Source organism: Streptomyces sp. NPDC049040 (assembly GCF_043197715.1).
Taxonomy (GTDB): domain Bacteria; phylum Actinomycetota; class Actinomycetes; order Streptomycetales; family Streptomycetaceae; genus Actinacidiphila.
Genome location: NZ_JBICTO010000003.1, coordinates 631,887 through 655,391, shown reverse-complemented (window position 1 = coordinate 655,391; position 23,505 = coordinate 631,887). Strand labels below are relative to the sequence as shown.

Annotated in this window: 16 protein-coding genes; 9 read left to right on the top strand and 7 right to left on the bottom strand. The window is 72.4% G+C overall.

All coding sequences use genetic code 11. From position 1 onward, the window contains the following. Positions 1–2: 2 nt before the first annotated feature. Positions 3–1,208 (bottom strand): RNA ligase, encoded by a 1,206-nt coding sequence (locus ACGFMP_RS12085; RefSeq protein ID WP_393671995.1) that lies wholly within the window; start codon positions 1,206–1,208, stop codon positions 3–5. Between the two features lie 294 nt (positions 1,209–1,502). Between ACGFMP_RS12085 and ACGFMP_RS12080 the strand changes: the two genes are divergently transcribed. From ACGFMP_RS12080 to ACGFMP_RS12065, 4 genes are all read left to right on the top strand, one after another. Further along, entirely contained in the window at positions 1,503–2,681 is a 1,179-nt protein-coding gene (locus ACGFMP_RS12080) for an ROK family protein (protein WP_393671994.1), read from the top strand. A 48-nt stretch (positions 2,682–2,729) separates the two neighbouring features. Next, a complete protein-coding gene (locus ACGFMP_RS12075) occupies positions 2,730–4,577 on the top strand; it encodes an alpha-galactosidase D (RefSeq protein ID WP_393671993.1) in 1,848 nt (615 codons plus the stop codon). A 74-nt stretch (positions 4,578–4,651) separates the two neighbouring features. Further along, complete coding sequence (locus tag ACGFMP_RS12070) at positions 4,652–7,069, top strand: glycoside hydrolase N-terminal domain-containing protein (protein WP_393671992.1); 2,418 nt, start codon at positions 4,652–4,654, stop codon at positions 7,067–7,069. Then, positions 7,066–8,325 carry an SGNH/GDSL hydrolase family protein gene (locus ACGFMP_RS12065; protein ID WP_393671991.1) on the top strand — a complete coding sequence of 420 codons (1,260 nt, stop codon included), beginning with the start codon at positions 7,066–7,068 and terminating at the stop codon, positions 8,323–8,325. Before ACGFMP_RS12070 ends, ACGFMP_RS12065 begins: the two co-directional genes overlap by 4 nt. A 42-nt stretch (positions 8,326–8,367) precedes the next feature. On the opposite strand, the gene ACGFMP_RS12060 is transcribed toward ACGFMP_RS12065, so the two are convergent. After that, the gene (locus ACGFMP_RS12060; protein ID WP_393671990.1) at positions 8,368–9,477 is read right to left on the bottom strand and encodes an isoafricanol synthase; all 1,110 of its coding nucleotides are present in this window, start codon (positions 9,475–9,477) and stop codon (positions 8,368–8,370) included. Between the two features lie 381 nt (positions 9,478–9,858). On the opposite strand from ACGFMP_RS12060, the gene ACGFMP_RS12055 reads away from it, so the two are divergent. Beyond that, positions 9,859–12,774 carry an ATP-binding protein gene (locus ACGFMP_RS12055; protein ID WP_393672157.1) on the top strand — a complete coding sequence of 972 codons (2,916 nt, stop codon included), beginning with the start codon at positions 9,859–9,861 and terminating at the stop codon, positions 12,772–12,774. Positions 12,775–13,017: 243 nt separating this feature from the next. Further along, the gene (locus ACGFMP_RS12050) at positions 13,018–13,878 is read left to right on the top strand and encodes an SAM-dependent methyltransferase (RefSeq protein ID WP_393671989.1); all 861 of its coding nucleotides are present in this window, start codon (positions 13,018–13,020) and stop codon (positions 13,876–13,878) included. A 64-nt stretch (positions 13,879–13,942) separates the two neighbouring features. Here the strand turns inward: ACGFMP_RS12050 and ACGFMP_RS12045 are convergent, their stop codons facing one another. Together ACGFMP_RS12045 and ACGFMP_RS12040 are read right to left on the bottom strand one after the other, a co-directional pair. Further along, the gene (locus tag ACGFMP_RS12045; RefSeq protein ID WP_393671988.1) at positions 13,943–14,854 is read right to left on the bottom strand and encodes a helix-turn-helix domain-containing protein; all 912 of its coding nucleotides are present in this window, start codon (positions 14,852–14,854) and stop codon (positions 13,943–13,945) included. Positions 14,855–14,949: 95 nt separating this feature from the next. After that, a complete protein-coding gene (locus ACGFMP_RS12040; RefSeq protein ID WP_393671987.1) occupies positions 14,950–15,210 on the bottom strand; it encodes a DUF397 domain-containing protein in 261 nt (86 codons plus the stop codon). A 576-nt stretch (positions 15,211–15,786) separates the two neighbouring features. Here ACGFMP_RS12040 and ACGFMP_RS12035 point away from each other — a divergent pair. Both ACGFMP_RS12035 and ACGFMP_RS12030 read left to right on the top strand, forming a co-directional pair. Further along, a complete protein-coding gene (locus ACGFMP_RS12035) occupies positions 15,787–16,071 on the top strand; it encodes a helix-turn-helix domain-containing protein (RefSeq protein WP_393671986.1) in 285 nt (94 codons plus the stop codon). A gap of 458 nt (positions 16,072–16,529) precedes the next feature. Continuing rightward, a complete protein-coding gene (locus ACGFMP_RS12030) occupies positions 16,530–19,544 on the top strand; it encodes a beta-galactosidase (RefSeq protein WP_393671985.1) in 3,015 nt (1,004 codons plus the stop codon). A gap of 80 nt (positions 19,545–19,624) precedes the next feature. On the opposite strand, the gene ACGFMP_RS12025 is transcribed toward ACGFMP_RS12030, so the two are convergent. Together ACGFMP_RS12025 and ACGFMP_RS12020 are read right to left on the bottom strand one after the other, a co-directional pair. Continuing rightward, entirely contained in the window at positions 19,625–20,374 is a 750-nt protein-coding gene (locus tag ACGFMP_RS12025) for a hypothetical protein (protein WP_393671984.1), read from the bottom strand. 94 nt (positions 20,375–20,468) lie between these two features. Then, entirely contained in the window at positions 20,469–22,466 is a 1,998-nt protein-coding gene (locus tag ACGFMP_RS12020; RefSeq protein WP_393671983.1) for an alpha/beta hydrolase, read from the bottom strand. 97 nt (positions 22,467–22,563) lie between these two features. On the opposite strand from ACGFMP_RS12020, the gene ACGFMP_RS12015 reads away from it, so the two are divergent. Next, entirely contained in the window at positions 22,564–22,830 is a 267-nt protein-coding gene (locus tag ACGFMP_RS12015) for a hypothetical protein (protein WP_393671982.1), read from the top strand. 16 nt (positions 22,831–22,846) lie between these two features. Here the strand turns inward: ACGFMP_RS12015 and ACGFMP_RS12010 are convergent, their stop codons facing one another. Next, positions 22,847–23,389 (bottom strand): hypothetical protein, encoded by a 543-nt coding sequence (locus ACGFMP_RS12010; RefSeq protein ID WP_393671981.1) that lies wholly within the window; start codon positions 23,387–23,389, stop codon positions 22,847–22,849. Positions 23,390–23,505: the final 116 nt, after the last annotated feature.

Below are 23,505 nucleotides of genomic sequence, written 5' to 3'. Positions count from 1 at the left end.
CGTCAGCCTTCCCCGTCGCTCCTGAACGGGTCGGCGGCCGCGGGTCTGACGGCACGCCAGACGAGGAGGTCGGTGGACTTGCCGTTCAGCAGCCGGAACATCGCGGCGTGTACGGACGGGTCGGTGGTGGCCTGCCGGGCGGCCCGCGCGAAGCCGCCGCGGTCGCCCGCGAGCTGGGCGATGCCACGGTAGGTGTCGCGTATGGCGCGGGTCATGTCCTCGGCCCGTGCCTCGAGTCCGGCGACGACCGAGCGGACCCAGGCGTCGAACTCGTCGGGGACCTGCGCGAGCAGCGCGTCCAGCGGCCCGGTCCCGGCGGTCTCCAGCGCGGCGATCTCCGCGGGGGAGACGCCGAGGGCCTTCGCGGTGTGCCCGCGGTCGTGCCCGGTGAGGCGCTGCATGCCCGCGTACCGCCAGATGTCCCGCTCGGTGATGCCCGTGAGGACGCGGTGGAGCCTGACGTAGCCGTCGAGCTTCACCTTGACGCGGATGCCCGACGCGAAGCGCAGGACCCAGCCCTCGGCGTCGGTCCCTGATGCCGGGCGCCCGTCGAGCCGCATGTCGTCCCCTGCCGCCAGCAGGAGGTCGGCCAGCGGCATCGCGGGCCAGGTGCGCACGACGCTCCCGACGGGCTCCCATCCGCCGGCCGCGTCGCGCAGCGGGATCTCCCGGCCTGCCGCGTCGAAGGCCGCGAGCAGGACCATGTCCCGGCGGCCCCCGTAGTCCACGACGATCCGGTTCTCCGGGTAGAGGACCTCGGCGAGGTAGGTGGTGCCGGGGGTGAGCCGCCCGGTGTCGTGGCCGTCGAGCCATGCCTGCGCCCAGAGGGCCTGTTCGCCGGTGAAGGAGCCCTTCGACGCGGCGCGCCACCGGCCTTCGTGGTGGAAGACGATGCCGAGGCTGCCGTCGACCTTGTCGTACACCTCGAACGGCTCGTCGGGCAGCGGCGGGGCGTAGGGCCTGCCGGTGCCGTGCTCGCCGGCGTTGAAGAACTTCCCGAAAGGCCACGCGACGATCTCGCCTGAGGTGTCGTCGGCTATCAGCCCGCGGCATCGGGTGGTGACCGGGGTCCAGGCGGCCTCGTACTGGGCGGTCCTGGTGTAGGTGAGCACGGAGATCGGCAGCTCGGGGTGGGCCCTGCGGGTCACGTGCCCCGCGGCGACGGCCGCCTCCAGGTCGCCCGGGTCGAAAAGGTCACAGAGCCGCATCGCGGCCTCCCTCGCTCGGACCGCGGGCTTCGGGTCGGTTCACGGCGGGCTCTCTCCTCGGCGTCCGGGAGGTCAGGATGCTCGAACGCGCGGGGTTCCGGCCACCGCATTCCCTCCGCTCCGCCCCCCCGCGCCCCACGGCCGGCACCGGTCTCCTCCGGATGCCCTTCGATCAGCTGCCAACTCCCCTGTGGTCACTGGATTCCGCAGGTTTGAGGACACAAGTGACGTCCTTCGAAGGGATTCCGGTTTTTTCATTGACAGCGGAAAAGAACTCCGCCTACGTTTCCGGCCATGCGCCTGGCCTCCCCGTACGAGGCGGTGCCGGTGACGACGCCGGCCGCCGCCCAGGTCTTCACCACCGTGCTCTCCCACGGCCCCCTCACCCGGGCCGAGATCGCACAGCGCACCAACCTGTCCTCCGGCGCGGTCACCAAGGCGGTACGGCCGCTGATGGAGGTCGGCTACCTGGTCGAGGACGTCGCGGAGGGGGCACGGGCCGCCATCGGGCGTCCCGCCAACCCGGTGCGGGTCGACGCGGGCAGGGCGCTGTTCATCGGCATCAAGGTGACGGGCGACGAGATCATCGCCGTACTCACCGACCTGTGCTGCCGGATCCGGGTCGCCCGGCACGTCCGGCTCACGGACCGCCGGCCGGCCGCGGTGCTCGCCTCCGTCATCGCGATGGTCCAGGAACTCCTCACCGAGGCCGACGGGTTCGGCGTGCGGGTCCGCGGCCTGGGCATCGCGCTCTCCGGTGACGTGGACCGGGCCGACGGCGTGGTCCGCTACTCGCCCTTCCTGGAGTGGCGGGACATCCCGCTCGCCGAGGTCGCCGGGACCGCGACCGGCCTGCCGGTCACGGTCGACAACGACGTGCGCGCCCTCACCGTCGCCGAGCAGTGGTTCGGGGCCGGAGTGGGACTGTCCGACTTCGCGCTGGTCACCGTCGGCGCCGGCATCGGCTGCGGCCTCGTGGTGCACGGCCGGGTCGTGTCGGGCGCGCACGGGGTGGCCGGCGAGATCGGGCACCTGTCCATCGACCCGCAGGGCCCCCGCTGCCACTGCGGCTACCACGGCTGCGTCGAGGCCATCGCCGCGGACCCCGCGATCCTGCGCGCGGTCCGCGAGGCCACCGGCGAGCCCGTCGCCTCCGTCGCGCAGGCGCTGGAGCTGGCCCGCGGCGGCGACCCCCGGGTGCGCGAGGTCTACGCCCGGGCCGGCGAGGCCATCGGCCGGGCCATCGCCGCCGTGGTCAACGTCCTCGGCCCCGCGCGGGTGATCATCTCCGGCGAGGGCCTGGCCGCCTACGACCTTTTCGCCGACGGCATCCGCGACGCCTTCACCCGCTCCGTCTTCGGCGCCGCGGCCCAGTGCGACGTGATGACCCGGCCGCTGCCCTTCGAGGAGTGGGCACGCGGAGCCGCCGCCACCGCGATCCAGTCCTTCATCGGATCCGAATCCACCACCTAGCTCCCCCCGCGCCATCCACCTGAGCCCGACAACAGGAGGTCCGACCCCATGCGGTCATCCTCGTACCCCGTCCTGCCCGCAGTCCCGGCGCGCGCCCCGCGCCGGGCCGCAAGAGCCCTGACCGCCCTGGCCGTCGCGATCGGCCTGGCGGCCGCGATCCCCGCCGCCGCCCACGGCGCCCCCGCGACGGCCGCGCCCGCCACGGCGCCCGCCGGCACCGCGGCCACCCCGTACATGGGCTGGTCCAGCTGGAGCATGCAGACCTCGAGCTACCCCGGCCTGAACCCGGACGGCAACTACAGCTACCTCACCGAGGCGAACGTCCTGAAGCAGACGGACGCGCTCGCCGCCAAGCTGAAGAAGTTCGGCTACGACCACGTCAACATCGACGCCGGCTGGTGGATGGACAACAGCTGGACGTCCGAGTACGACCAGTACGGCCGGCAGACCCCCGACCCGGTCCGCTTCCCGCACGGGATGAAGGCGGTCGCCGACCACATCCACGCCAAGGGCCTCAAGGCCGGCATCTACCTGCCCGTCGGCCTGGAGAAGGGCGCCTACGGCGAGGGCAAGGTACCGATATGGAACGCGCCCGGCTGCACCACCGCCGACGTGGTCTACCCGGACCTGCGCACCACCAACGGCTGGGACAGCGCCTACAAGCTGGACTTCGACAACCCCTGCGCTGCGAAGTACATCGACTCGCAGGCGCAGATGCTGGCCGGCTGGGGCTACGACTTCCTCAAGCTGGACGGTGTCGGCCCCGGCTCCTTCAAGTCCGGTGACAACTACGACAACGTTGCCGACGTCGCGGCCTGGCAGCAGGCCATCGCCGCCACCGGGCGGCCGATGCACCTCGAACTGTCCTGGTCGCTGGACATCTCGCACGCCGCCGACTGGAAGCGGTACTCCAACGGCTGGCGCATCGACACCGACGTCGAGTGCTACTGCAACACCCTCGTCAGCTGGGAGAACTCGGTCGACGACCGGTGGGACGACGCCCCCGCCTGGAGCGGCAAGGCGGGCCCCGGCGGCTGGAACGACCTCGACGCGGTCGATGTCGGCAACGGGGCGATGGACGGCCTCACCAAGGCCGAGCGGCAGAGCTACATGACCCTGTGGGCCATCAACAAGTCGCCGCTGTTCACCGGTGACGACATCACCAAGCTGGACGACTACGGCGTCTCCCTGCTCACCAACCGGGACGTCATCGCCGTCGACCAGAACGACTCGCCCGTCGCACGCCCCGTCACCCCGGTGGGCGACCAGCAGGTCTGGGGCACCAGGAATTCCGACGGCAGCTACACCGTCGCCCTGTTCAACCTCGCCGACGCACCGGCCGCAGTCACCGCCGACTGGGCCTCCCTCGGGTTCACCGGCAACGCCGCCGTCCGCGACCTGTGGAACAAGCAGGACCTGGGCACGTTCAAGAACCACGTCACCGAGGCGCTGCCCGCACACGGCTCGCGGCTGTTCACCGTCAGGCCCGGCCGCAACAGCGCCCTTCCGACCACGGGCTACGAGGCCGAGTCCGCCGCCAACACCCTGTCGGGCAACGCCTCCGTCGCCGGATGCGACGCCTGCTCCGGCGGCAGCAAGGTCGGCAACCTCTACGACGGCGGCGCCCTGCGCTTCAACGGCGTCACCGTCAAGAAGGACGGGATCTACACCGTCAGGGTCGGCTACGTCAGCGGCGACCCGCGCTCGGCGACCGTCTCCTCCGACGGCGGCAACGGCACCAGCCTGAAGTTCCCCTCCACGGGCGACTGGGGCACCGCCGAGACCGTCAGCGTCCGGCTGGCCCTCAAGGCGGGCGCCAACACCATCACCTTCGACAGCGGCAGCGGGGGATACGCGCCCGACATCGACAGGATCGACGTACCGCAGTCCCTCTGACGTACGGACGCGGCGGCCGGCGGCGCTTCCCCCCGCCGGCCCCCGCGCCGCTCCCCGGACCTGGAGTGCACACCGTGGACATTCAGCACGAGCAGCCTCGCGACGACCACCGCAGCCGCAGGGGCTTCCTCGCCCTCGCCACCGCGGCCGGCGCCACCGCCGCACTCGGCGGCCTGCCCGCCTTCACCGCCTCTGCCGCCCCGCTCCGCCCCGCCACCTCACCCCTGCTGTCCGCGCACGAGGCCGCGCGGAACCAGCTGTGGTGGCAGGCCCCCGGCTCCGCCGGCTCGATGATCGGGCAGGGGCTGCCGGTCGGGAACGGCCGGCTCGGCGCACTGGCGAGCAACGACACCGCAAGCGAACTCCTGGTGCTCACCGACGCCACACTGTGGACCGGCGGGCTCAACGACACCCTGCAGAGCGACGGCCAGTTCCCCTACGGCCGGGACGACTTCGGCTCCTTCACGGTGCTGGCCGAGCTCACCGTCGACCTCCCCGGCCACGACCTGGGCTCCGTCAGCGGCTACCGACGCACCCTCGACCTGGCCCAGGGCCTGATCGACGTCTCCTACGACCTCGCCGGAGTCACCTACCGGCGGCAGGTCTTCGCCAGCCGCCCCGACGACGCCGTCGTGGTGCACTTCTCCCAGCAGGGCGGCGGCGACCACACGGGCACCGTCACCCTGGCCGGCACCCACGGTGAGACCACCACCGCCGACAGCGCGGCGCGCTGCGCCACCTTCGGCGGCGCGCTCGGCAACGGCCTGCGGTACGGCGCCTCCGTCACCGCCTACAGCAGCACCGGCAAGGTCCGCGTCGACGGCACCTCGATATCCTTCCGCGGCTGCAAGGACCTCACCGTGGTGGTGAGCGGCGGCACCGACTACGCCCCCGACGCGGCCGCAGGCTTCCGCGACCCGGCCGCGGACCCGCAGGCCCTCGCCACTGCCAAGGTCCGCGCGGCGGCCCGCCATTCGGCCGACGCGCTGCTGCACACCCACGTCGCCGACTTCCTCGCCGCCTTCCGCCGCTTCGACATCGACCTGGGCCCGTCGTCCGAGGCGCAGCGCGCGCTGGACACCTGGGAGCGGGTGCAGGCGCGCCACCGGGACGACATCCCCGACCCGGAACTGGAGGCGTCCTACCTCCGGTTCGGCCGCTACCTGATGATCTCCGGGTCGCGCGGCAGCCTGCCGATGGGACTCCAGGGCCTGTGGCTCGACGGCAACGACCCGGACTGGATGGGCGACTACCACACCGACATCAACATCCAGATGAACTACTGGATGGCCGACAGGGCCGGCCTGCCCGGCTGCTTCGACGCCTTCGCGGACTACTGCCTGGCCCAGCTGCCCGGTTGGACCGACGTCACCCGGCGGCTGTTCAACAGCCCGGCCAACAGGTACCGCAACTCCAGCGGCAGGATCGCCGGCTGGACCGTGGCCATCTCCACCAACCCCTACGGCGGAGGCGGCTGGTGGTGGCACCCGGCCGGCAACGCGTGGCTGTGCCAGAACCTCTTCGAGCACTACGAGTACACCCAGGACCCCGCCTACCTGGAGAAGATCTACCCGCTGCTGAAGGGCGCGGTGGAATTCTGGGAGGCCCGCCTGATCACCACGACCGTCACCGACGCCTCGGGAGCCTCGCGCGAGGTCCTGATCGCCGACAGCGACTGGTCACCCGAGCAGGGCCCGCTGGACGCCAAGGGCATCACCTACGCACAGGAACTGGTGTGGAGCCTCTTCGGCAACTACCGCACCGCGACCGCGGCCCTGGGCAGGGACGCCGCCTACAGCAAGACGATCGGCGGCCTCAGGGACCGCCTGTACCTGCCGGTGGTCAGCCCCACGACAGGCTGGCTGGAGGAGTGGATGTCGCCCGACAACCTCGGCGAGACCACGCACCGGCACCTGTCGCCGCTCTTCGGCCTGTTCCCCGGCGACCGGATCCGGCCGGACGACTCCACGCCGAAGGACATCCTCGACGGCGCCACAGCCCTGCTCACCGCCCGCGGAATGAACAGCTTCGGCTGGGCCAACGCCTGGCGCAGCCTGTGCTGGGCGCGGCTGAAGGACGCGGAGAAGGCCTACCGGCTGGTCGTCACCAACCTCAGGCCGTCGGTAAACGGCAGCAACGGCAGCGCGATGAACCTCTTCGACATCTACGAGGTCGAGCAGGGGCGCGGCATCTTCCAGATCGACGCGAACCTCGGTACGCCCGCCGCGATGATCGAGATGCTGGTCTACTCGCGGCCCGGGTACGTCGAGTTGCTGCCGGCGCTGCCCGCGGCCTGGGCGGCGTCCGGCTCGGTGTCGGGTGTGGGGGTGCGCGGCGGCTTCGTCGCCGACCTCAGCTGGAAGGGCGGCAAGGTCACCCAGCTGACGCTGCGGAGCGTCGGCGGCCGGGAGACCACCGTCGTCGCGGGCGCCGCCTCGCGCAAGGTCAGCCTCAGGCCCGGCGGGTCCGTCACGCTGCGGAACCTCGCGTGAGGACCGCCGCCGCCCGCCGGTGGCGCGCGGCCGGCCTCGCCGCCGCGCTCGCCACCGGGATCTGCGGACCGCTGGCCGCCATGCCGCAGGCCCACGCCCAGACCCCCGCGCAGGCCCGGGTCAGGGAAGGGGCCGCGGGCGAGGCCGCGACGCACGAGGTGGTCACCTGGGGCGCGAGCGCGGACCGGCAGGGCGCAGGGCCCGCCGACCGCAGCTACCGGCTGGTCGTGCGCACCAGTGTCGGCGGCACGGGCATGCGGATCCGGCTGTCCAACGCCTTCGGCGAGCACCCGGTGACCTTCGCGAGCGCCTACGCCGGGCTCCAGCGGCAGGGCGCGGAACTGGTCCACGGCTCCAACCGGCCGCTGGCGTTCGGCGGCAGCCCCTCGGTCACCGTGCCGGCGGGCGGGACCGTCCTCAGCGATCCGCTGCCGGGCCGGCTGGCCGCCCAGAGCAACCTGGTCGTCAGCCTCCACGTCACCGGCGCCCAGGGGCCGACGACCGGCCACGGCATGGCCATGCAGACCAGCTACGCGGCGGCGGGCGACCACGCCGCCGATGAGGGCGCGGCAGGCTGGACCGACCCGATGGGCTCCTGGTACTGGCTGGACGCCGTCAGCGTGCAGGCACCCGGCAGCGTCACCTCGGTGGTGGCGCTCGGCGACTCCATCACCGACGGCTGGGACTCCACGGCGGACGCCGACCGCCGCTGGCCCGACTACCTCTCCCGCCGGTTGCAGGCCGCCCCGGACGGCACCGTGAAGGGCGTGGCGAACGAGGGCGTCTCGGGCAACCAGGTGCTCGCGGACGGCAACGGGCAGGCGGCGCTCGGCCGGCTCCAGCGCGACGTGCTCTCCCAACCCGGCGTCGGCACGGTCTTCCTGCTCGAAGGCATCAACGACATCAAGGCCCACACCGGCGTGACCGTGGACGCGCTGACCGCCGGCTACCGGCAGATCATCGACCGTGCGCACGCGGCGGGCGAGTGCGTCGTGGGCGCGACCGTGATGCCCTACAGGGGCTGGCCGGAGTACGACGCCGCCGGTGAGGCCGTACGCCAGGGCGTCAACGACTGGATCAGGAACAGCGGCGCCTTCGACGCCGTGACGGACTTCGACAAGGTCATGCGCAATCCCTACGACCCGCAGGAGATGATGCCGTTCTTCGACAGCGGCGACCACGTCCATCCCAACGACAAGGGCATGCAGGCGATGGCCGACGCGGTCGACCTGTCCGCTCTGCGCTGCGCCCGCTGAAGTCCCGCCGCCCGCGGCCCGGTTGCCGGATGCGGGCGGCTTTCAGACCTCGCCGCGGTGGGGGGACGGTGCGGTGTCCCCGGCCGCGGTGAGGGCGCTCCAGGGCGGCCGGTGCCCGCCGCCGGCCGCGGCGGCGCCGGTCTCGTCGTAGCGGGCGGTCGCCAGGGACCAGGTCAGGTTGCCCGCCATCAGGTGCCGCATGCCGTCCACGTAGTGCTCGACGTGGTCGCGCAGCTCCGGCGGCACACCGTGTCCTGCGAGCCCGCCGGTCAGGGCGCCGGCGAGCCGGGCGAAGCGCGCGGTGCGGGTGTTGGCCAGCGCGCTGACGTGGTCGACCGACTCCTGGAGGGTGCAGCCTTTGTGCCCGCGGTGAACGACCACGCTGTTGTTGACGTCGCCCGCGGCCAGTTCCTTGGCCAGCGAGACGATGTCGTTGACGAAGATCACCACGTCACCGGTGATCTCCCGCATCTCCCGCAGCGCCGCCAGGTCGTGCAGCGAGTCCGGGAGGGAGTAGCCGCCGCACCGCTCGGTGAAGTCGAGGCACGGCCGCACCCCTATGGTCTCCCGCCGCACGTCGAGGAACCGCTCGAGCGAGGGCAGCCGGTCGGAGTTGCGGTGGTGCGCCTCGCCCTCGTGCGCGGCCAGATACGCGCTCCAGTGGGCGCGGAAGCGCAGCCGCCAGGCGACCGGGGTGCCCGCGATGGAGCGGAGCCAGATGTCCCGGAAGGAGCGGACGAGCGGGGTGTCCCCGGTGCCGTCCGGGTGCGGCGCTCCGTCCACCGCCATGGTCCCGACCAGGGCGTCCACCACCCGCCGGATCTCCTCGGGCCGGGTGCCGAGCAGCCCGTCGAACTGGTCGTCGAAGATGAAGAACCAGGCGTTGAAGTCGGCTGCCAACTCCAGGTCGGAGGCGCCCGCGTCGGGATAGAAGTAGGCCATCAGCCGTTCGAGCCGCAGCGCGTCGTATTCGGCCGTGGCGACGTCCCCGCTGATCAGGCCCATGCCCTGCACCCACTGGAGGGTGTGCTGCCTGGCGCGTTCCGCGTGCAGGTTCAGGCGGGCGGGGAAGGGGATCCTGACCGCGGCGGTGCGCCGGGTGGGATCCGGGCTGCCCGGGAGGGCGCGGCAGGAAAGGGTTTTGTCCGACATCGGCCCTCCAGGGTTCCGCAAACCCGCTCGTACCGCCGCTGCGGTACGGGCCCGACACGTGCTGGAAGCTGGGCGCTGTTCGACGCTGGGCGCTGTTGTGAGCCGGGAGCCGTGCGGGGAACGCCGGCCCGGTGTCCGCCGGCAGACCGCGACCGGCGCGTGGTACGGATCGCGCGACCGGCGCACTCTCCGTGCGCCCCAGGGGTGAACGGTGGTGGCTGAGAGGGTAGCGGTAGCGCCCCTTCCGCGAGCCGCGTTGGTGGGAGCCGGAGGAAGAAGTTGCGCGGAGGACTTCGAATCGTGCGCGCATGCGTACGCTGTGCGTACCCGGCGACGGGGGACGGGGACACCGCGCGTTCGAGGGAAACGGACATGGTTTTCATGGGAGACCGGCCGGGGCGGCCGAAGCGGCTGCTGCTGGAGCGCGAGATGGAGACAGCCGCGCTGGAGTCCCTGCTGAGCGATCTGAGCGGTCCGCCCTCGGGCGCGGCCGCGATCGGCACCGGCGGCTTACTCGTCTTCGCCGGACCCGCGGGGCTCGGCAAGACCACCCTGCTCAACGAGGTGCGCAGAAGGGCCATGGCCCGCGGTTGCACGGTGCTGTCGGCGCGCGGCGGGGAACAGGAGCAGGGCGTCGCCTTCCAGGTCGTACGCCACCTCGTGCAGCCGCTGCTGGCGACCGGCACCGAGGAGGAGCACCGCAGGACGCTCGGGAACTGGTACGACATCGTCGCGCCGGCCGTGGGCCTGGTCGCGGGCGCCGGGATGGGCTCCCCGGACCCGCAGGGAGTGCGGGACGGCCTCGACTGGATCGTCACCCGCTTCGCGGTGCAGCACGCGCCGCTGGTGCTGATGCTGGACGACGCGCACTGGGCGGACGCCGAGTCGCTCGCCTGGCTCACCGGTTTCGCCGCGCGCGTGACGGAACTGCCCATGCTCCTGGTCGTCGCCTACCGCCCCGACGAACTCCCGCGCGACGCCCTGGCGTTCGGCAAGCTGGCGGAGCGGCACGGGATGCGCACCCTGGACCTGGCACCGCTCACCCCCGGCGCCGTCAGCCGCATCGTCCGGGACACCCTGGGAGAGGACGCCGACGAGGCGTTCTGCCGGGAGACCTGGGCGGTCACCGGGGGCAACCCCTTCGAGGCCGTCGAGCTCGCCGCGAGGGTCGCCGACAGAGGGCTCAAGCCCCAGGTCGTCCACCTGCCGGAACTCAGGGAACTGGCCTCCGCGGTGAAGGGCGGTGGCCTCGTCGAACGGCTGGAGCGGCTCGGCACCTCCGTGGTCCGCTTCGCCTGGAGCGTCGCCGTGCTGGGAGCCGACGCGTCGCGTACCAGGGCGGCGGCCGTCGGCGGGCTGGGCGAGGCGGAGTCCGCCGACGCCGTCACCCGGCTGCGCGAGGCCCGTATCCTCGCTGAGCCGGTCAGGGACGGGCACGACGAGGCGGACAGCCGCCTGGAGTTCTTCCACCCGCTGGTCTCCACCGCCGTCTACCGTGCGATTCCGGCCGCCTTCCGCGTCGCCATGCACGGGCAGGCCGCGGCCGTGGTCGCGCAGGCCGGCCTCGGCCCCACCGCCGCCGCCCGCCACGTGCTGGAGACGCACCCGGAGAGCGACCAGTGGGTGGTGCAGCAACTGACCGAGGCCGCCCGCGAATACCAGCGGGCGGGCGCTCCCGACGCCGCCAGGCGCTGCCTGGCCCGCGCGCTGCGCGAACCGCCCGCCATGGAGGACCGCGCCCAGGTGCTGTTCGAGCTCGGCTGCTCCGCGCTGCTGACCGAGCCCGCGATCACCGTCAACCATTTGCGGGCCGCGCTGGACGAACCCGTCCTCACCCCCGACCTGCGCGAGGCGATCGTCTACCGGCTGGCGCAGGCACTCGGCCACTCCGACCGGATGGCGGAGGCCGCCCAGACGGTCGCCGACGCGGCCAGATGGGCCACCGACCTCAAGACCCGGCTGCACCTGCAGGCCGAGCAGTTCATGTGGAACGCCTTCAGGGCCGACGAGCAGGACTCCACCGCCCGCTCGCGCAAACTCGCCCGGCTCGCCGACCACCTGACCGCACGGGGCACCGCCGAGCGCTACATCCTGGGGCTGCGGGCCTGGGACGCGATGGTGCGCGGCGAACCCGCGGCCACGGCGCTGCACTGGGCCGAGGAGGCGCAGGGGGACGGCCTGCCGTGGACGGACGACCTCTGGGGCTTCGAGGTGCCGGTCCTGGTGGCGCTCACCTTCATGTACTGCGACCAGCCGGGACGCGCCGAGGAGCTCTTCCACCAGGGCATCATGGAGTGCCAGGACAAGGGCTGGCGCGGCGCGCACCTGTCCTTCGGCTACACGCTCCTGGGCTACATCCGCTACCGCCGCGGGCGCCTGAGCGCCGCGGAGGCCATGGTCCGCGACGGCCTGCGGATCGCCGACCGGGTCGGGCACCAGGTGCCCGCGCAGTATTTCGCGGTCGGCATCCTGATCGAGATCCTGCTCGCCCGCGGCCGCACCGAGGAGGCGCAGGAAGTCGCCCTGTCCTACCGCTACGGCGACATCGAGCCGAGCGCCGTGGTCTACCCCGACTCGCAGACCGTCCACAGCGAGCTGCTGCTCGCCCTCGGCCGGCACCGGGAGGCCGAGCAGCAGCTCGTCCGGGTCGGTGAACGCCTCGACGCCCGCGGCATGCGCAATCCCGCCTGGTGCCCCTGGCAGCTCAACCTGGCCAGGGCCAAGGAGTTCACGGACCCGGAGCGGGCCGCGGAGGTCGCGGAGGAGGGTGTCCGCAGGGCCCGCAGGTTCGGTACCCAGTCCGCCGTCGGGCAGGCACTGCACGCCCTCGCGGAGGTGACACCGCTGACACGGCGGGCCGCTGTGCTCGCCGAGGCCGTCGCGCACCTCGAACGCTCGCCCGCCGGCTACGACCTGGCGCGGGCGCTGGTCGACCACGGTGTGGCGCTGCGCAGGACCGGGCTCCCGCAGATGGCCGCCGAGCAGCTGCACCGGGGCCTCGAAGGGGCGTTGCAGTGCGGGGCCGACTCCCTGGCCTCGCGGGCCCGTGAGGAGCTGGACGCCACCGGCCTGTGGCCGCTCCAGCCGCGCAGCGCGGACGCCGACCTGCTCACCGTCCAGGAGCGCACGGTGGCCGAGTGGGCGGCGGACGGCTGGTCGAACTCCCGGATAGCCGAGGCGCTGGGCTCCCCCGAAGCGGTGGTCACGCGGCTGCTGTCGGACATATACCTCAAGGCGGGTTGCGACCACGCGGGACTGCCTCGGCTGATCGCGAGGGCCGAGGGCGAGGCGTCGTAGGACCCCGCCCGGTACGGCGGTGGGTGCCGGCGGCCTGAACCCGCCGGCACCCACCGCCGTACCGGGTCCGGCGCCCCCTGCCCGCTCCGCCGCGCCGGGTGGCCGCCGGAGGCCCGGCCGAGGCGGGGTATTCAGGATTCCGCCCGCACCTGCATAAGGTGATCGCAGCGGATGCCCCCTGCCGGCCCACGTCCGGCGCGGGCGCCCGTTCCGGTCCTGGGCGCGATCGATGGGGGCAGTGGCGTGAGCGACGAATTACCGCGGATCACGGCGGAGGCCGAGGACGGGGCCGAGAGCGCGGAAGGGCCGGGGCGGCTGCGGCAGGACGTGCCGCACAGCGCGCGCATGTACGACTACTACCTCGGCGGCAACACCAACTACGCGGTGGACCGGGACGCGGCCCAGCAGGTCGTCAGGGCCTTCCCCGCGGTACGGACGGCCGCGCGGGTGAACCGTGCCTTCGTGCACCGCTCGGCGCGGCTGCTGGCCAGGACCCACGGGATCCGGCAGTTCCTCGACATCGGGACGGGGATACCGACCGCGCCCAACCTGCACGAGGTGGTCCAGCGCGAGGCGCCCGCCGCGAGGGTCACCTACGTGGACAACGACCCGATCGTGCTGGTCTACGCCGACAGCCTGCTGCGCAGCTCCGCCGAGGGCGCCACCGGCTACGTCGAGGCCGATGTGCGCGACCCGGAACACCTGCTGGACGTGGTCCGGCGGGACGGCTGCCTGGACCTGACGCAGCCGGTGGGGCTGAGCCTGAACGCGCTGCTGCACTTCGTACCGGACGACATGGACGCCTACGGCGTGGTGGGCGGCCTCGTCGGGGCGCTCGCACCGGGCTCGTACCTCACCATCTCGCACTGCACGCCGGACTTCGCGCCTGACGTGTGGGCCGCCATCGTGGAGGTGTACACCAAGGGCGGCACGCCGCTCCAGGTGCGCAGCCGCAGCGAGGTGCGGGACTTCTTCACCGGACTCGAACTGCTGGACCCCGGCGTGGAGGTGGCCCACCGGTGGAATCCGGAGCCGGGCAGCGGGCCGAGCCTGATCTCGGACGCGGACGCCTCGCTCTACGTGGGCGTGGCGCGCAAACCCTGAGCCAGGGGCGGTCCCTCCGCCGCGCCGGCGGCGCATGGCGTGGGCGCCGCCGGCGGGAACCGGGTCAGCGGTACTTCTGGCAGTAGTCCTTGAGCTTCTGCAGGCAGCTCGCGGGTCCGAGGGAGTTGACCATCAGACGGTCGAAGCCCCGCTCGTAGCTGTCGACCTCCTGGCGGTCCTGGAGGTAGAGCCCGCCGTTGCAGCGCTCGACGTAGACGATCGCGGGAAGCTGGTCGGCGGTGAAGTCGAAGACCGTCGTGGTGCCGATCTGGACCGGAAGGTTGAGCTTGGCGGACGGGGCAAGCCGGAAGCTGATCCGTTCGTGCGCGGAGAGTTCCATCAGGTGCTCGATCTGCCGGCGCATGATCGGGTTGGTGCCGTAGCCGCGGGAGAGGGTGACCTCGTCCAGTACGCAGATCAGCTGGGCGGTGGACTCGCGCAGGAAGCGCTGTGCCCGCATGGCCCGCAGCTCCATGATCCGCTCCGCCGTCCGCCGGTTGGGCTCGAGCGAGTTCGCCTTGACCAGGGCCCGGGTGTAGTCAGGGATCTGCAGCAGCCCGAGCAACTGGCCGCTCTCGTAGGAGCGGATGCGCGCGGCGATGTCCTCGAGGCTGACGTAGGTCTGGAGTTCCTTGGGCGCGACGTCCCGCCAGGCCTCCCACCAGCCCTTCTCATTGGCCTGCTGGGACAGTTCCAGCAGCCGCTCGCGCTCGGCCGGGTCCGCGACCTGGTAGACGTCGAGCAGGCACAGGACGTCCTTCTCCTTGAAGTCGTGCTCGCCGCTCTCCAGCCGGCTGATCTTCGATGCCGAGCAGCTGCCGATCGCCTGCCCGACCTGTCTCTCCGTCAGGCCGAGCGCTTCGCGGTGTTTTCGCAGCGTCTCACCGAAGATCATGCGCTGCGCGGTCGGCGCCCGGCCGGACAGCGGGCGGACGTGGCGCACTCCGCGCGGGGCGCGGGAAGGCTGGGCAGACACGGGCGGATTCTCCCTCGCGCTGAGCGGGCATTTCCATGGCCCCCTCATCCTGCCTCAGTCATATGAGATCGGAAGTTGCCAACCTGGGCGGCCGTTTACCGTCGTCCAGTGAACTCGCCGGCGGCCACGGCGGCAACGAATGCCTGTACCGCTGCTCGTTCGAAGGTCAGAACCGCGCCTTCCGGGTCCTTGGAGTCGCGGAAACCGACCGTTCCCTGATCGAGCCTGCCCATTTCCACGCAAGCGCTCTGGTGGTTGCTGTGGCTGCTCTTGCGCCACACCACGGCTAATCCTCCGGAACCGGTCACTCCCATCAGGTGTTCTCCTTGATCGTCGCTGCGTCGCTGAGCGGTCATGGGTCCTCTTCTCCCGACGGAACGGATGATCAGGTCAGCCATCTGCAAATGCAGACGGGGTAGACCCACTTGAAGGATGACCGGCCGTCGGGGAATTCATGCCCGGCGACGGCTCGCCCGCGGATACGGCGGAGGTCCGCCGGATGCATGCGGTCTGCAAATGCGCGCCCGGGGCAACTTCTTCGGCTGCCCCGCTCCGGCGCGGCGGGATGCGCCGGCGGTCGGCGGACTGCCGGCCGCGCTCCCGCGTACCGCGGCCCCTGCGGGCCCCCTGCCCAGCCGTTCACCAGGGCTTACCCGGCGGCTGAGGCACACGACGACGCCTACCACACCCACCTTTGAACGACGGGCGCCGGGAAAGGTCGCCTGCCCCCACCCGCGGAACGGCGGCGACGGCGCGGCGGCAGCGGTGAAAGCGGCGGAGCCGGTGGGGCACGCTTGAGGCCGAAACGGAACGGGTCCTGCCGCGGCGCCTCGGCGCCGGACGCGCCCCGGCCCGCGCATGTCCAGGACCTGCGTATCCGAGGAGGGACGACGGTTGCCCGCTCACTCCCACCGCACCGGGCGGTCCGGCCGGTGACCGGCCAGGGCCCCGCCGGCGGCCGCCGCTCCCACCTCGCGCCCGTCCTGTGCCAGCTGCATCGGGCCTCGGGGATGCCGCTGCGGGCGCTCGCCGTACGGCTCGGCATACCGACCGCGGACGCCGCCGCGATCCTGGCGGGGGAGTGCTTTCCCGGCTGGCACCTCACCGAGCGCTTCGCGCAGGCCTGCGGCGCCGACCCGCTGGTGCTGCGCAAGGTGTGGGAGGACGCGAGGCTCAGGGAGGACCGGCATCGCGGGCCCAGGAACGGGCCCGGCTGATCGTGGCTGTGATTTGAAACCGTTCAATCCCCCTCCGGTGACACCGGCGCAGGTGGTCCGTGCGCTACCCCGGCGAGGCCGGTCGGATCCCCCTGTGGAACGCGTCGGACCACGGCCGGGTCCTGTGGGCGCGTGGTCGAACATGTCGGATCCTGAGAAGTGACCCGCCGGGGGGAGAGCCTCCCGCCGCGATGCGTCGCGATGCGGGCTGACCTGCGAAGCCCGGTCCTCCGCAGGAGGTCGCCGCCACCCTTGGGCGTGCCGTGAGCCGACCGGATCCGTGGCCCCGCGTGGGCGATTGTGTGCGAACTCTTGCGCGCCGATCGGCCCAAGGCTAGGTTTCCAGCTCGTTAAGACGATTCAAGCCCCGGCGTCGGCAATCGCGGCATGACCTGCACCGTGCCGGACCGCGGCGCGCTCGCGCGCCTCCCACCGCAATGTCGTCGAAGGGAACCTCCGTGGAAATATCCCGCCGTGCCTTCTCCACGCTGACCGGGTCAGCCGCCGCCGCGCTGGCGCTGCCGTCCGTCGCGCAGGCGGCCGCGCCCCCCGCCCCGGGCGCGGCAAAACCGGGGGCCGCCCGGCCTGCCGGCCCGTCAGGACACGGGTCACCGCACACCGTCTCCTTCGACCGCTACTCCCTGCTCATCGACGGGCAGCGGGTGCCGATCTGGTCCGGCGAGGTGCACCCCTTCCGGCTCCCCAGCCCGTCGCTCTGGCTCGACGTCCTGCACAAGATGAAGGCCAACGGCTACAACGCCGTCAGCATCTACGTCGCCTGGAACTACCACTCGCCGGCGCCCGGCAGCTACGACTTCACCGGCGTCCGCGACCTCGGCCGCTTCCTCGACATGGCCGCGGAGGCCGGGCTGTACGTCATCGCGCGGCCCGGCCCGTACATCAACGCCGAGGTCGACGGCGGAGGCTACCCCGGCTGGCTGGCCACGACGCCGGGCCGGGCCCGCACCAGCGACCCGACCTACCTCGCGCACGCCGACGAGTGGCTCACCGCGGTCGACGCCGTGATCGGCAGGCACCTGTACACCAAGGGCGAGGGCACCGTCGTGCTCTACCAGCTGGAGAACGAGTACGCCTCCTTCGTCACCAGCGCCGCGGGCACCGACTACATGGCCCACCTGTACGCGAAGGTGCGGGCCGACGGCATCGACGTGCCGCTCTTCCACAACGACAAGGGCCGCAACGGCTACTGGGCGCCCGGCAGCTTCGACACCGGGGGCGAGCAGGGCCGCTACCTCTACGCCTTCGACGGCTACCCCTCGCCTTCGAGCACCCCGCCGGACTGGGGCTACTTCGGCACCGGCGGCGCCAAGGGCGGCTCCACCGCCAGCCCCGACACCCCCGGTTTCACCGCCGAGTTCGGCGGCGGCTGGTTCGACCCGTGGGGCGGCGCGGAGTTCGGCGGCCTGGGCTACGGCGAGTCCCGCAGGACCCGTGACGCCGCCTTCGAGCGGCGGTTCTACCTGACCAACCTCGCCAACGGCATCAAGGTCCACAACGTCTACATGACCTTCGGCGGCACCTCGTGGGGCTGGCTCCCCGCGCCCGTGGTGTACACCTCGTACGACTACGGCGCCGCCATCGACGAGGGCCGCAACCAGACGCCCAAGCTGCTGCCGATGCGGCAGATCGGCTCCATGCTCGCCTCCTTCCCCGACCTGGCGGAGCTGGACCGCGCCGAGGACACCGCGGCGACCCCCGTCACCGGCGGCGCGGTGCGCGTCTACCACCTGGCCAACCCCGAGCGCGGCTCGCACCTGTACTTCCTGCGCAACGACAGCTCGCAGGACGCCACCTGCACCCTCCCGGTGATCACCGCGACCGGCGCCGCCACCGTGCCGGCCGCGGCGGGCGGCCTGCGGGTGGCCGGCAAGGACATGAAGGTCGTCGCCACCAACCTGTCCCTCGGCCGGCGGGCGCTGCTCCACACCACCGCCCAGCCGATGTGGCGCGCCTCGGGCGACGCCCAGGACATCGCCCTGCTCACCGGCCGCCCCGGCGACCCGGTGGAGACGGTCCTGGTCTGCCGCAGCCGGCCCACCGTCACGGTCAGTGCGGGCAGCGCGGAGACCGCCTACGACGCCGCAGCCGGCACCCTGCGCGTCAACGCGGTGCTCGACGGGCTCACCCGGGTCCGGGTCGAGGGCGGCGGCACCGCCACCCCGCTGCTGCTGCTCCTCGCCGACGACACCGCGGCCGCCACCCTGTGGCCCCGCGACACCCCCGAAGGCCCGGTGCTGGTCCGCGGGCCCGCCCTGCTGCGTACCGCGGAGATCCACGGCGCGAACCTGGGGCTGACCGGCGACACCGACGCGCCCGCCCCGCTCGAGGTCTGGGCGCCGCACCCGGTACGGCACGTCGACTGGAACGGCCGCCGCGTCACCGTCCGCACCACCCGCGACGGCAGCCTCGCCGCCGACCGGTCGCTGCCGGGGCCCGTCGCGGTGCGGCTGCCCGCGCTCACCGGCTGGCGGTACGCGGCCGAGAGCCCCGAGGCCGAGGCCGGCTTCGACGACCGCCGCTGGCGGCTGTGCGACCAGACCGCCTCGAACAGCTCCACCCCGGTGCCCGCCGGGCAGCCCGCGGTCCTGTTCGCCGACGACTACGGCTTCAACTACGGCGACGTCTGGTACCGCGCCCGCATCGACAGCGCCGCCGACGCGCAGACACTGGCACTGACCTACCAGGGCGGCACCCTCGGCCTGCTCATGGCCTGGTGGGACGGCCGGCCGCTGGGCACCCACCGGCTGCCGACACCCACCAAGGCGCAGGATACGGTCGCCAGTTGGACCGGCACCGCGCAGTTCACCGTCCCCGCGGACCTGCGCGGCGACGGTCCGCACACCGTGGCGGTGCTGGTCAGGCCGATGGCCCACGCGGAGGACGGCGGCGCCAACGACGCCTTCAAGGCCGCCCGCGGCCTGCTCGCCGCGACCCTCGACGGCACCGCGCTGACCTGGCGCATCCAGGGCGCGACCGGCACCGACCCGGTGCGCGGCCCGCTCAACACCGGCGGCCTGTACGGCGAGCGCGAGGGCTGGCACCTGCCCGGCCACCCCGACCGGCACTGGGCGCCGGTCACCCTGCCGTACACCGACTCCCGGCAGGGCGTGGCCTGGTACCGCACCGACTTCACCCTGCGCGTCGACCGGGGCACCGACGCCTCGATCGGCCTCACCCTCACCGACGACCCGGCCCGCGCCTACCGCGTACAGATCTTCCTCAACGGCTGGAACCTCGGCCAGTACGCCAACGACGTCGGCCCGCAGCACACCTTCGTCCTGCCCAACGGCATCCTGCGGACGGACGGGTCCAACTCGCTGGCCATGGCCGTCCTCTCCGACGGCACCACCCCCGCGGGCCTTCCGGCGCCGGCCCTCACCCTGCTCGGAGCCGTCGCGGGCGGCGTCCCCGTCCAGAACGTGCCCTCGCCGGCCTACGGGTCACGGCACTAGGGCACGCCCGAGACACCGGAGGCCCGGCACCCGTGGGGGGATGCCGGGCCTCCGGGCGCGGGTGGGCTGGCCGGCGGCCCTCAGCCGTCGGTGAGGCGGCCGACGAAGGTCAGGCCGCCGTTCGAGGCGTGCAGGCGGCCGGAGGCCAGACCCGCCTTGCCTACCACCGCGGAGCGGTCCTCGCTGTCGGTCCACGCGTCGGGGACCACCTGCCAGCCGTGCGCGGTGAGGTGGGTGCCCGCCTTGGCCAGCAGTGCCTCGTTGGACTGCCGCTCGTCCGGGTCCCAGCCGGCGATGCGTACCTCGTCGCCGTCGAAGTCGTCGCGCGGGTGGACGGCGCGGGGCGTGGCCGAGCGGATCGCGGCCCGGATCTCGCCGGAGACGGCGAGCTGCCGTCCGGTGGGCGGCGGCGGTTCCGCCGCATCGGGCTCCGGTTCCGCGCCGGGCTCCGGTTCCGCGCCGGGCTCGGGCTCAGGGACTGACCGTGCCGGCTGGCCCTGGCCGCCGTAGCCGGGGACGCCGGTGAAGGAGATCACCATCGCCTGCACCCCGAAGACCCCGCCACCGACGCCCTCCTGGGCGATGTTCAGCCCCTCGGTCCCGTCCTCGCGCGACCGGACGGTCTGCCAGCCGTCGGCCGTGAGCGCGGCGTCGAGCGCGGCCACGATCTCCGCCGCGGGCCGCGCGTCGTGCTCGTCGTAGGCGGACAGCGACACGCTGTCCTCGCCGATCACCGGATCCAGGTCGAGGAAGGCCGCCCCCGGCATGGCCGCGGTGATGTGTCCCCTGATCCGTTCCACGAAGCGGGCGCGGTCCTGGTCGGCGCTCACGGTTCTCCTCGTTCCCCTTCATCGGCGCCCGGCGCAGGGCGGGTGCGGCTTACGGCGTGCGGCGGTGCTGTGGTGCGGCGGTGCTGTGGTGCGGTCAGTCGAACGGGTTGAGGAAGTCCCCGGTGGACTCCACGATGTTCTTGCCCTTGTCGATCACAGTCTTCCCGGCGTCCGTCACCGCGTCCACCGCGTCGCCCGTGTCCTGTGCGACCCCGGTGAAGTCCCCCGAGGTGAGGTCGTTCCAGGCGTCGGCGCCGTCGTCCGCGATCCGTCCCGCGTCGTGGGTGACCCCGCCGAACAGCTGCCGTACGTTGTTCTGCAGCCGGTCGAGGTCCAGCATCTTGACGACCGGCAGCGACACCGCGAAGGCCGCGCTCCTGGCGGTGAACCTCGCCGTGTTCGCCAGCCCCCTGGCGATGACGTCCGGCACGTTCCTGGCCTTCGCCGCCTTGTAGGTCTTCTTGTACGCCAGGTCCCCGGTCAGGCCGACCAGCTCGTCGCGCAGGTCCTTGGGGGTGACCCGGTCGAGCATGTTGTATCTGTTGAGCACCTTGTTGATCGGCCCGAGCGCTTTGATGTACGAGGTCCGCCCGGCCAGGATGTCCTGCACGATCGGGTCGAGGTCGGAGCCCATCCTCGTCACGACGTCGGGCGGCACCTTGGAGTGCAGGAAGGACACCAGCTCGCGTACCTCCGCGGCACCGGTCATCTCGTCGTCGAGCGTGGTGTGGGTGAAGGTGAGGTGCTGCGAGCCGCCGAAGAGGATGCTCTGCAGGTTCGTGAGCGAGCCGGTCGAGCTGTTGTAGTACTGCGAGTGCCCGGTGGAGCCGTCGGTGGCCAGCCGGGTGATGTCGGGGAAGTCGGCCGGGTCGTTGCCGAGCCCCTGGGTGTAGGACACCAGGTCCTTGGGCGCGCGCATCGCGTAGAAGCGGGTGCCGGGCATGTGGAAGTCGGCGACCGAGTTGATGTTCGGCCCGAGTCCTGGACTGCCCATGAAGACCACGTTGTCGACGTGCATCCCGTCCTGCAGCGCCTTGCTGGTGCACAGCGTCCCGTAGCTGTGCGCGAAGACGTCCTTGGTCGCGTCCGGCTTGAGATCGACCGATATCCCCGCCATGAAGTCCGCGAGGGCCTGCCCGCCGGCCACCGCCTTGGACGGGTCGACCGAGTCGCCGATCTCGGGGGTGTCGTAGCCGAGCCAGCTGACGACGGCCGTCTCCGGCTGCTCGACCCCGGTGTGCTGGTCCTGCACCAGGTTGTAGCCGCCGTTGCCGAAGCCCTCGAAGTTGTCCAGCCGGTTGGTGATGCCGGGGATCCGGAAGGCGACGTTCGAGGCGGTGGTCAGATCGCCGATCACCTCGGCCACCCGGCCGTCCGGATAGGGCGTCGCCTTGGGGTCGGCCACACTGCCTGCCGCGGGGTCGAAGACCAGGAACTGCCGCGGGATCTCACGCGTGGTGATCTGCCCGGTGTCCGGGTCGCGGAATCTCTGCTCGCGCGGGTTGAGGAAGCCGCGCAGGGTGTCGACGCGGGCGCTGGTCCGCTTGTACGCGGGATCGTCCGGCTGGAGGGTCTTGAAGTACGCCAGCTCCTTCTCGTACTCCTGCTGGATGCCGATCCGGTTGGCGGCGAAGCGGACGGTGGGCGGCACCCCGTCGAGATTGCCCACGACGCCGGGTTCCGCCTCGGCCAGCTCGGCCTGCTGGAGCGGGGTGAGCGTGGCGAACCAGTCCTTGACCGCCTGCGCCCTGGCGGCCGGTGAGTCGTCCTTGTGCGCGGCGAGCAGATTCGACAGGTCGGTCCCGAGCTGTTCGGCCGCGGGGGAGCCGGCGTCGAAGCCGGTGGGAAGCCCGAAGGCCTCGAGCGAGGCGAAGGGGTCCGCGCTCGGGTTGCGGATTCCGGCGGACTTGGCGCGCAGATCCCGTGCGGTGTCGACGAGATAGGACCGCAGCGGTGCGAGCCCGGAGACCTTGTCGGAGGCCGACAGCTCCTCGGCTCTCTTGAGCGCCCGCGGGATGTCGTCGCGGACCTTGCCCTCGCAGGACTCGGCCAGGCGGTCGAGCATGTCCGGGTCCACCACCACAATCCCCATGCGGACGTACGGTAGTCATACTGACGCCCGGGTATCGGAGTTGGCGCGATTGCGTCACGCCGGGGTCAGGGGTGGCAGCACACGGCGGGGGCGGACGATGAGTGCCAAAGGCGACAAACTGCGGACCGAGCAGAGCGGTCTGACCCAACTGGCCAAGGACGTGCGGGGGTTGCTCGACTCCACGATCGCGGTCGCCGAGGACAGGGCCGCGGGCGACAACCGCTGGTCCGGCCCGCAGGCCGAGCGGATCAGAGGCGAGCTGAGCGTGTGGAAGGGCAAGGCGCACACGATGGCCGACCAGTTGGACACCGAGGCCACGCAGCGCGGCAAGGACGCCACGACGGCGGACGGCGAAACCGGCTGATTCCGCGGGCGCCGCGTCAGCCCTTCGACCGGTCGGGGTCGGGAAGGCAGTCGCTGTACATGACGACGTTGACGATCGGGACCGTCTGGCCGGACTTCAGCGTGAAGCGGGATGCGCCGAGCTGCGCGCTGCCGGCGATCCCCTGCTTGGCCATCTCCTTGCGGGGGTCGCTCGCGGCGAACTTCCCCTGCCGGACCGTCCAGCCGCGTGCGGTCAGCGACTTCACCACCGCGTCGACCAGCTCGCTCTCCGAGCGCTTGTCCGACGTCGGTCCGGTGGCACCCGCCGACTCGGAACCGACGACCATGCCCGAACCGTCGGTGTCCTTCCACTTCGAATACTTGCAGTTCTCGCGCCCGTAGTGGGGCTCGTCCAGCGGGCTGCCTGGCATGGCCTCCTTGACGGCCGCCACGACGTCGTCCCGCATCGCGTCGATCACGTCGGCCGGCTTGGGCGCGGAGGAGGACGAGCCCTTGTGGCCGCCGCGGCCGAGCGCCCCGCACCCGGTGACCACCAGCACCAGCACGCCCGCCAGCACGACCGTACGCAACCTGCCCATCGCGACCCGTCCTTCCGCCGGCGCAGCCGGCTCACCGCGCTGGGCCCATCCTGCCGCAAGGCGGTGGACGCAGGGGGGTTCGCGCCGGGACCGCCCGAGCGGGACCGGGCTGCGCG

Bases quoted from the DNA above. Each gene is read 5' to 3' on its own strand.
- ACGFMP_RS12085 (WP_393671995.1), bottom strand. From the start codon at position 1,208: ATGCGGCTCTGTGACCTTTTCGACCCGGGCGACCTGGAGGCGGCCGTC.
- ACGFMP_RS12080 (WP_393671994.1), top strand. From the start codon at position 1,503: ATGCGCCTGGCCTCCCCGTACGAGGCGGTGCCGGTGACGACGCCGGCC.
- ACGFMP_RS12075 (WP_393671993.1), top strand. From the start codon at position 2,730: ATGCGGTCATCCTCGTACCCCGTCCTGCCCGCAGTCCCGGCGCGCGCC.
- ACGFMP_RS12060 (WP_393671990.1), bottom strand. From the start codon at position 9,477: ATGTCGGACAAAACCCTTTCCTGCCGCGCCCTCCCGGGCAGCCCGGAT.
- ACGFMP_RS12055 (WP_393672157.1), top strand. From the start codon at position 9,859: ATGGGAGACCGGCCGGGGCGGCCGAAGCGGCTGCTGCTGGAGCGCGAG.
- ACGFMP_RS12040 (WP_393671987.1), bottom strand. From the start codon at position 15,210: ATGACCGCTCAGCGACGCAGCGACGATCAAGGAGAACACCTGATGGGA.
- ACGFMP_RS12020 (WP_393671983.1), bottom strand. From the start codon at position 22,466: ATGGGGATTGTGGTGGTGGACCCGGACATGCTCGACCGCCTGGCCGAG.
- ACGFMP_RS12015 (WP_393671982.1), top strand. From the start codon at position 22,564: ATGAGTGCCAAAGGCGACAAACTGCGGACCGAGCAGAGCGGTCTGACC.
- ACGFMP_RS12010 (WP_393671981.1), bottom strand. From the start codon at position 23,389: ATGGGCAGGTTGCGTACGGTCGTGCTGGCGGGCGTGCTGGTGCTGGTG.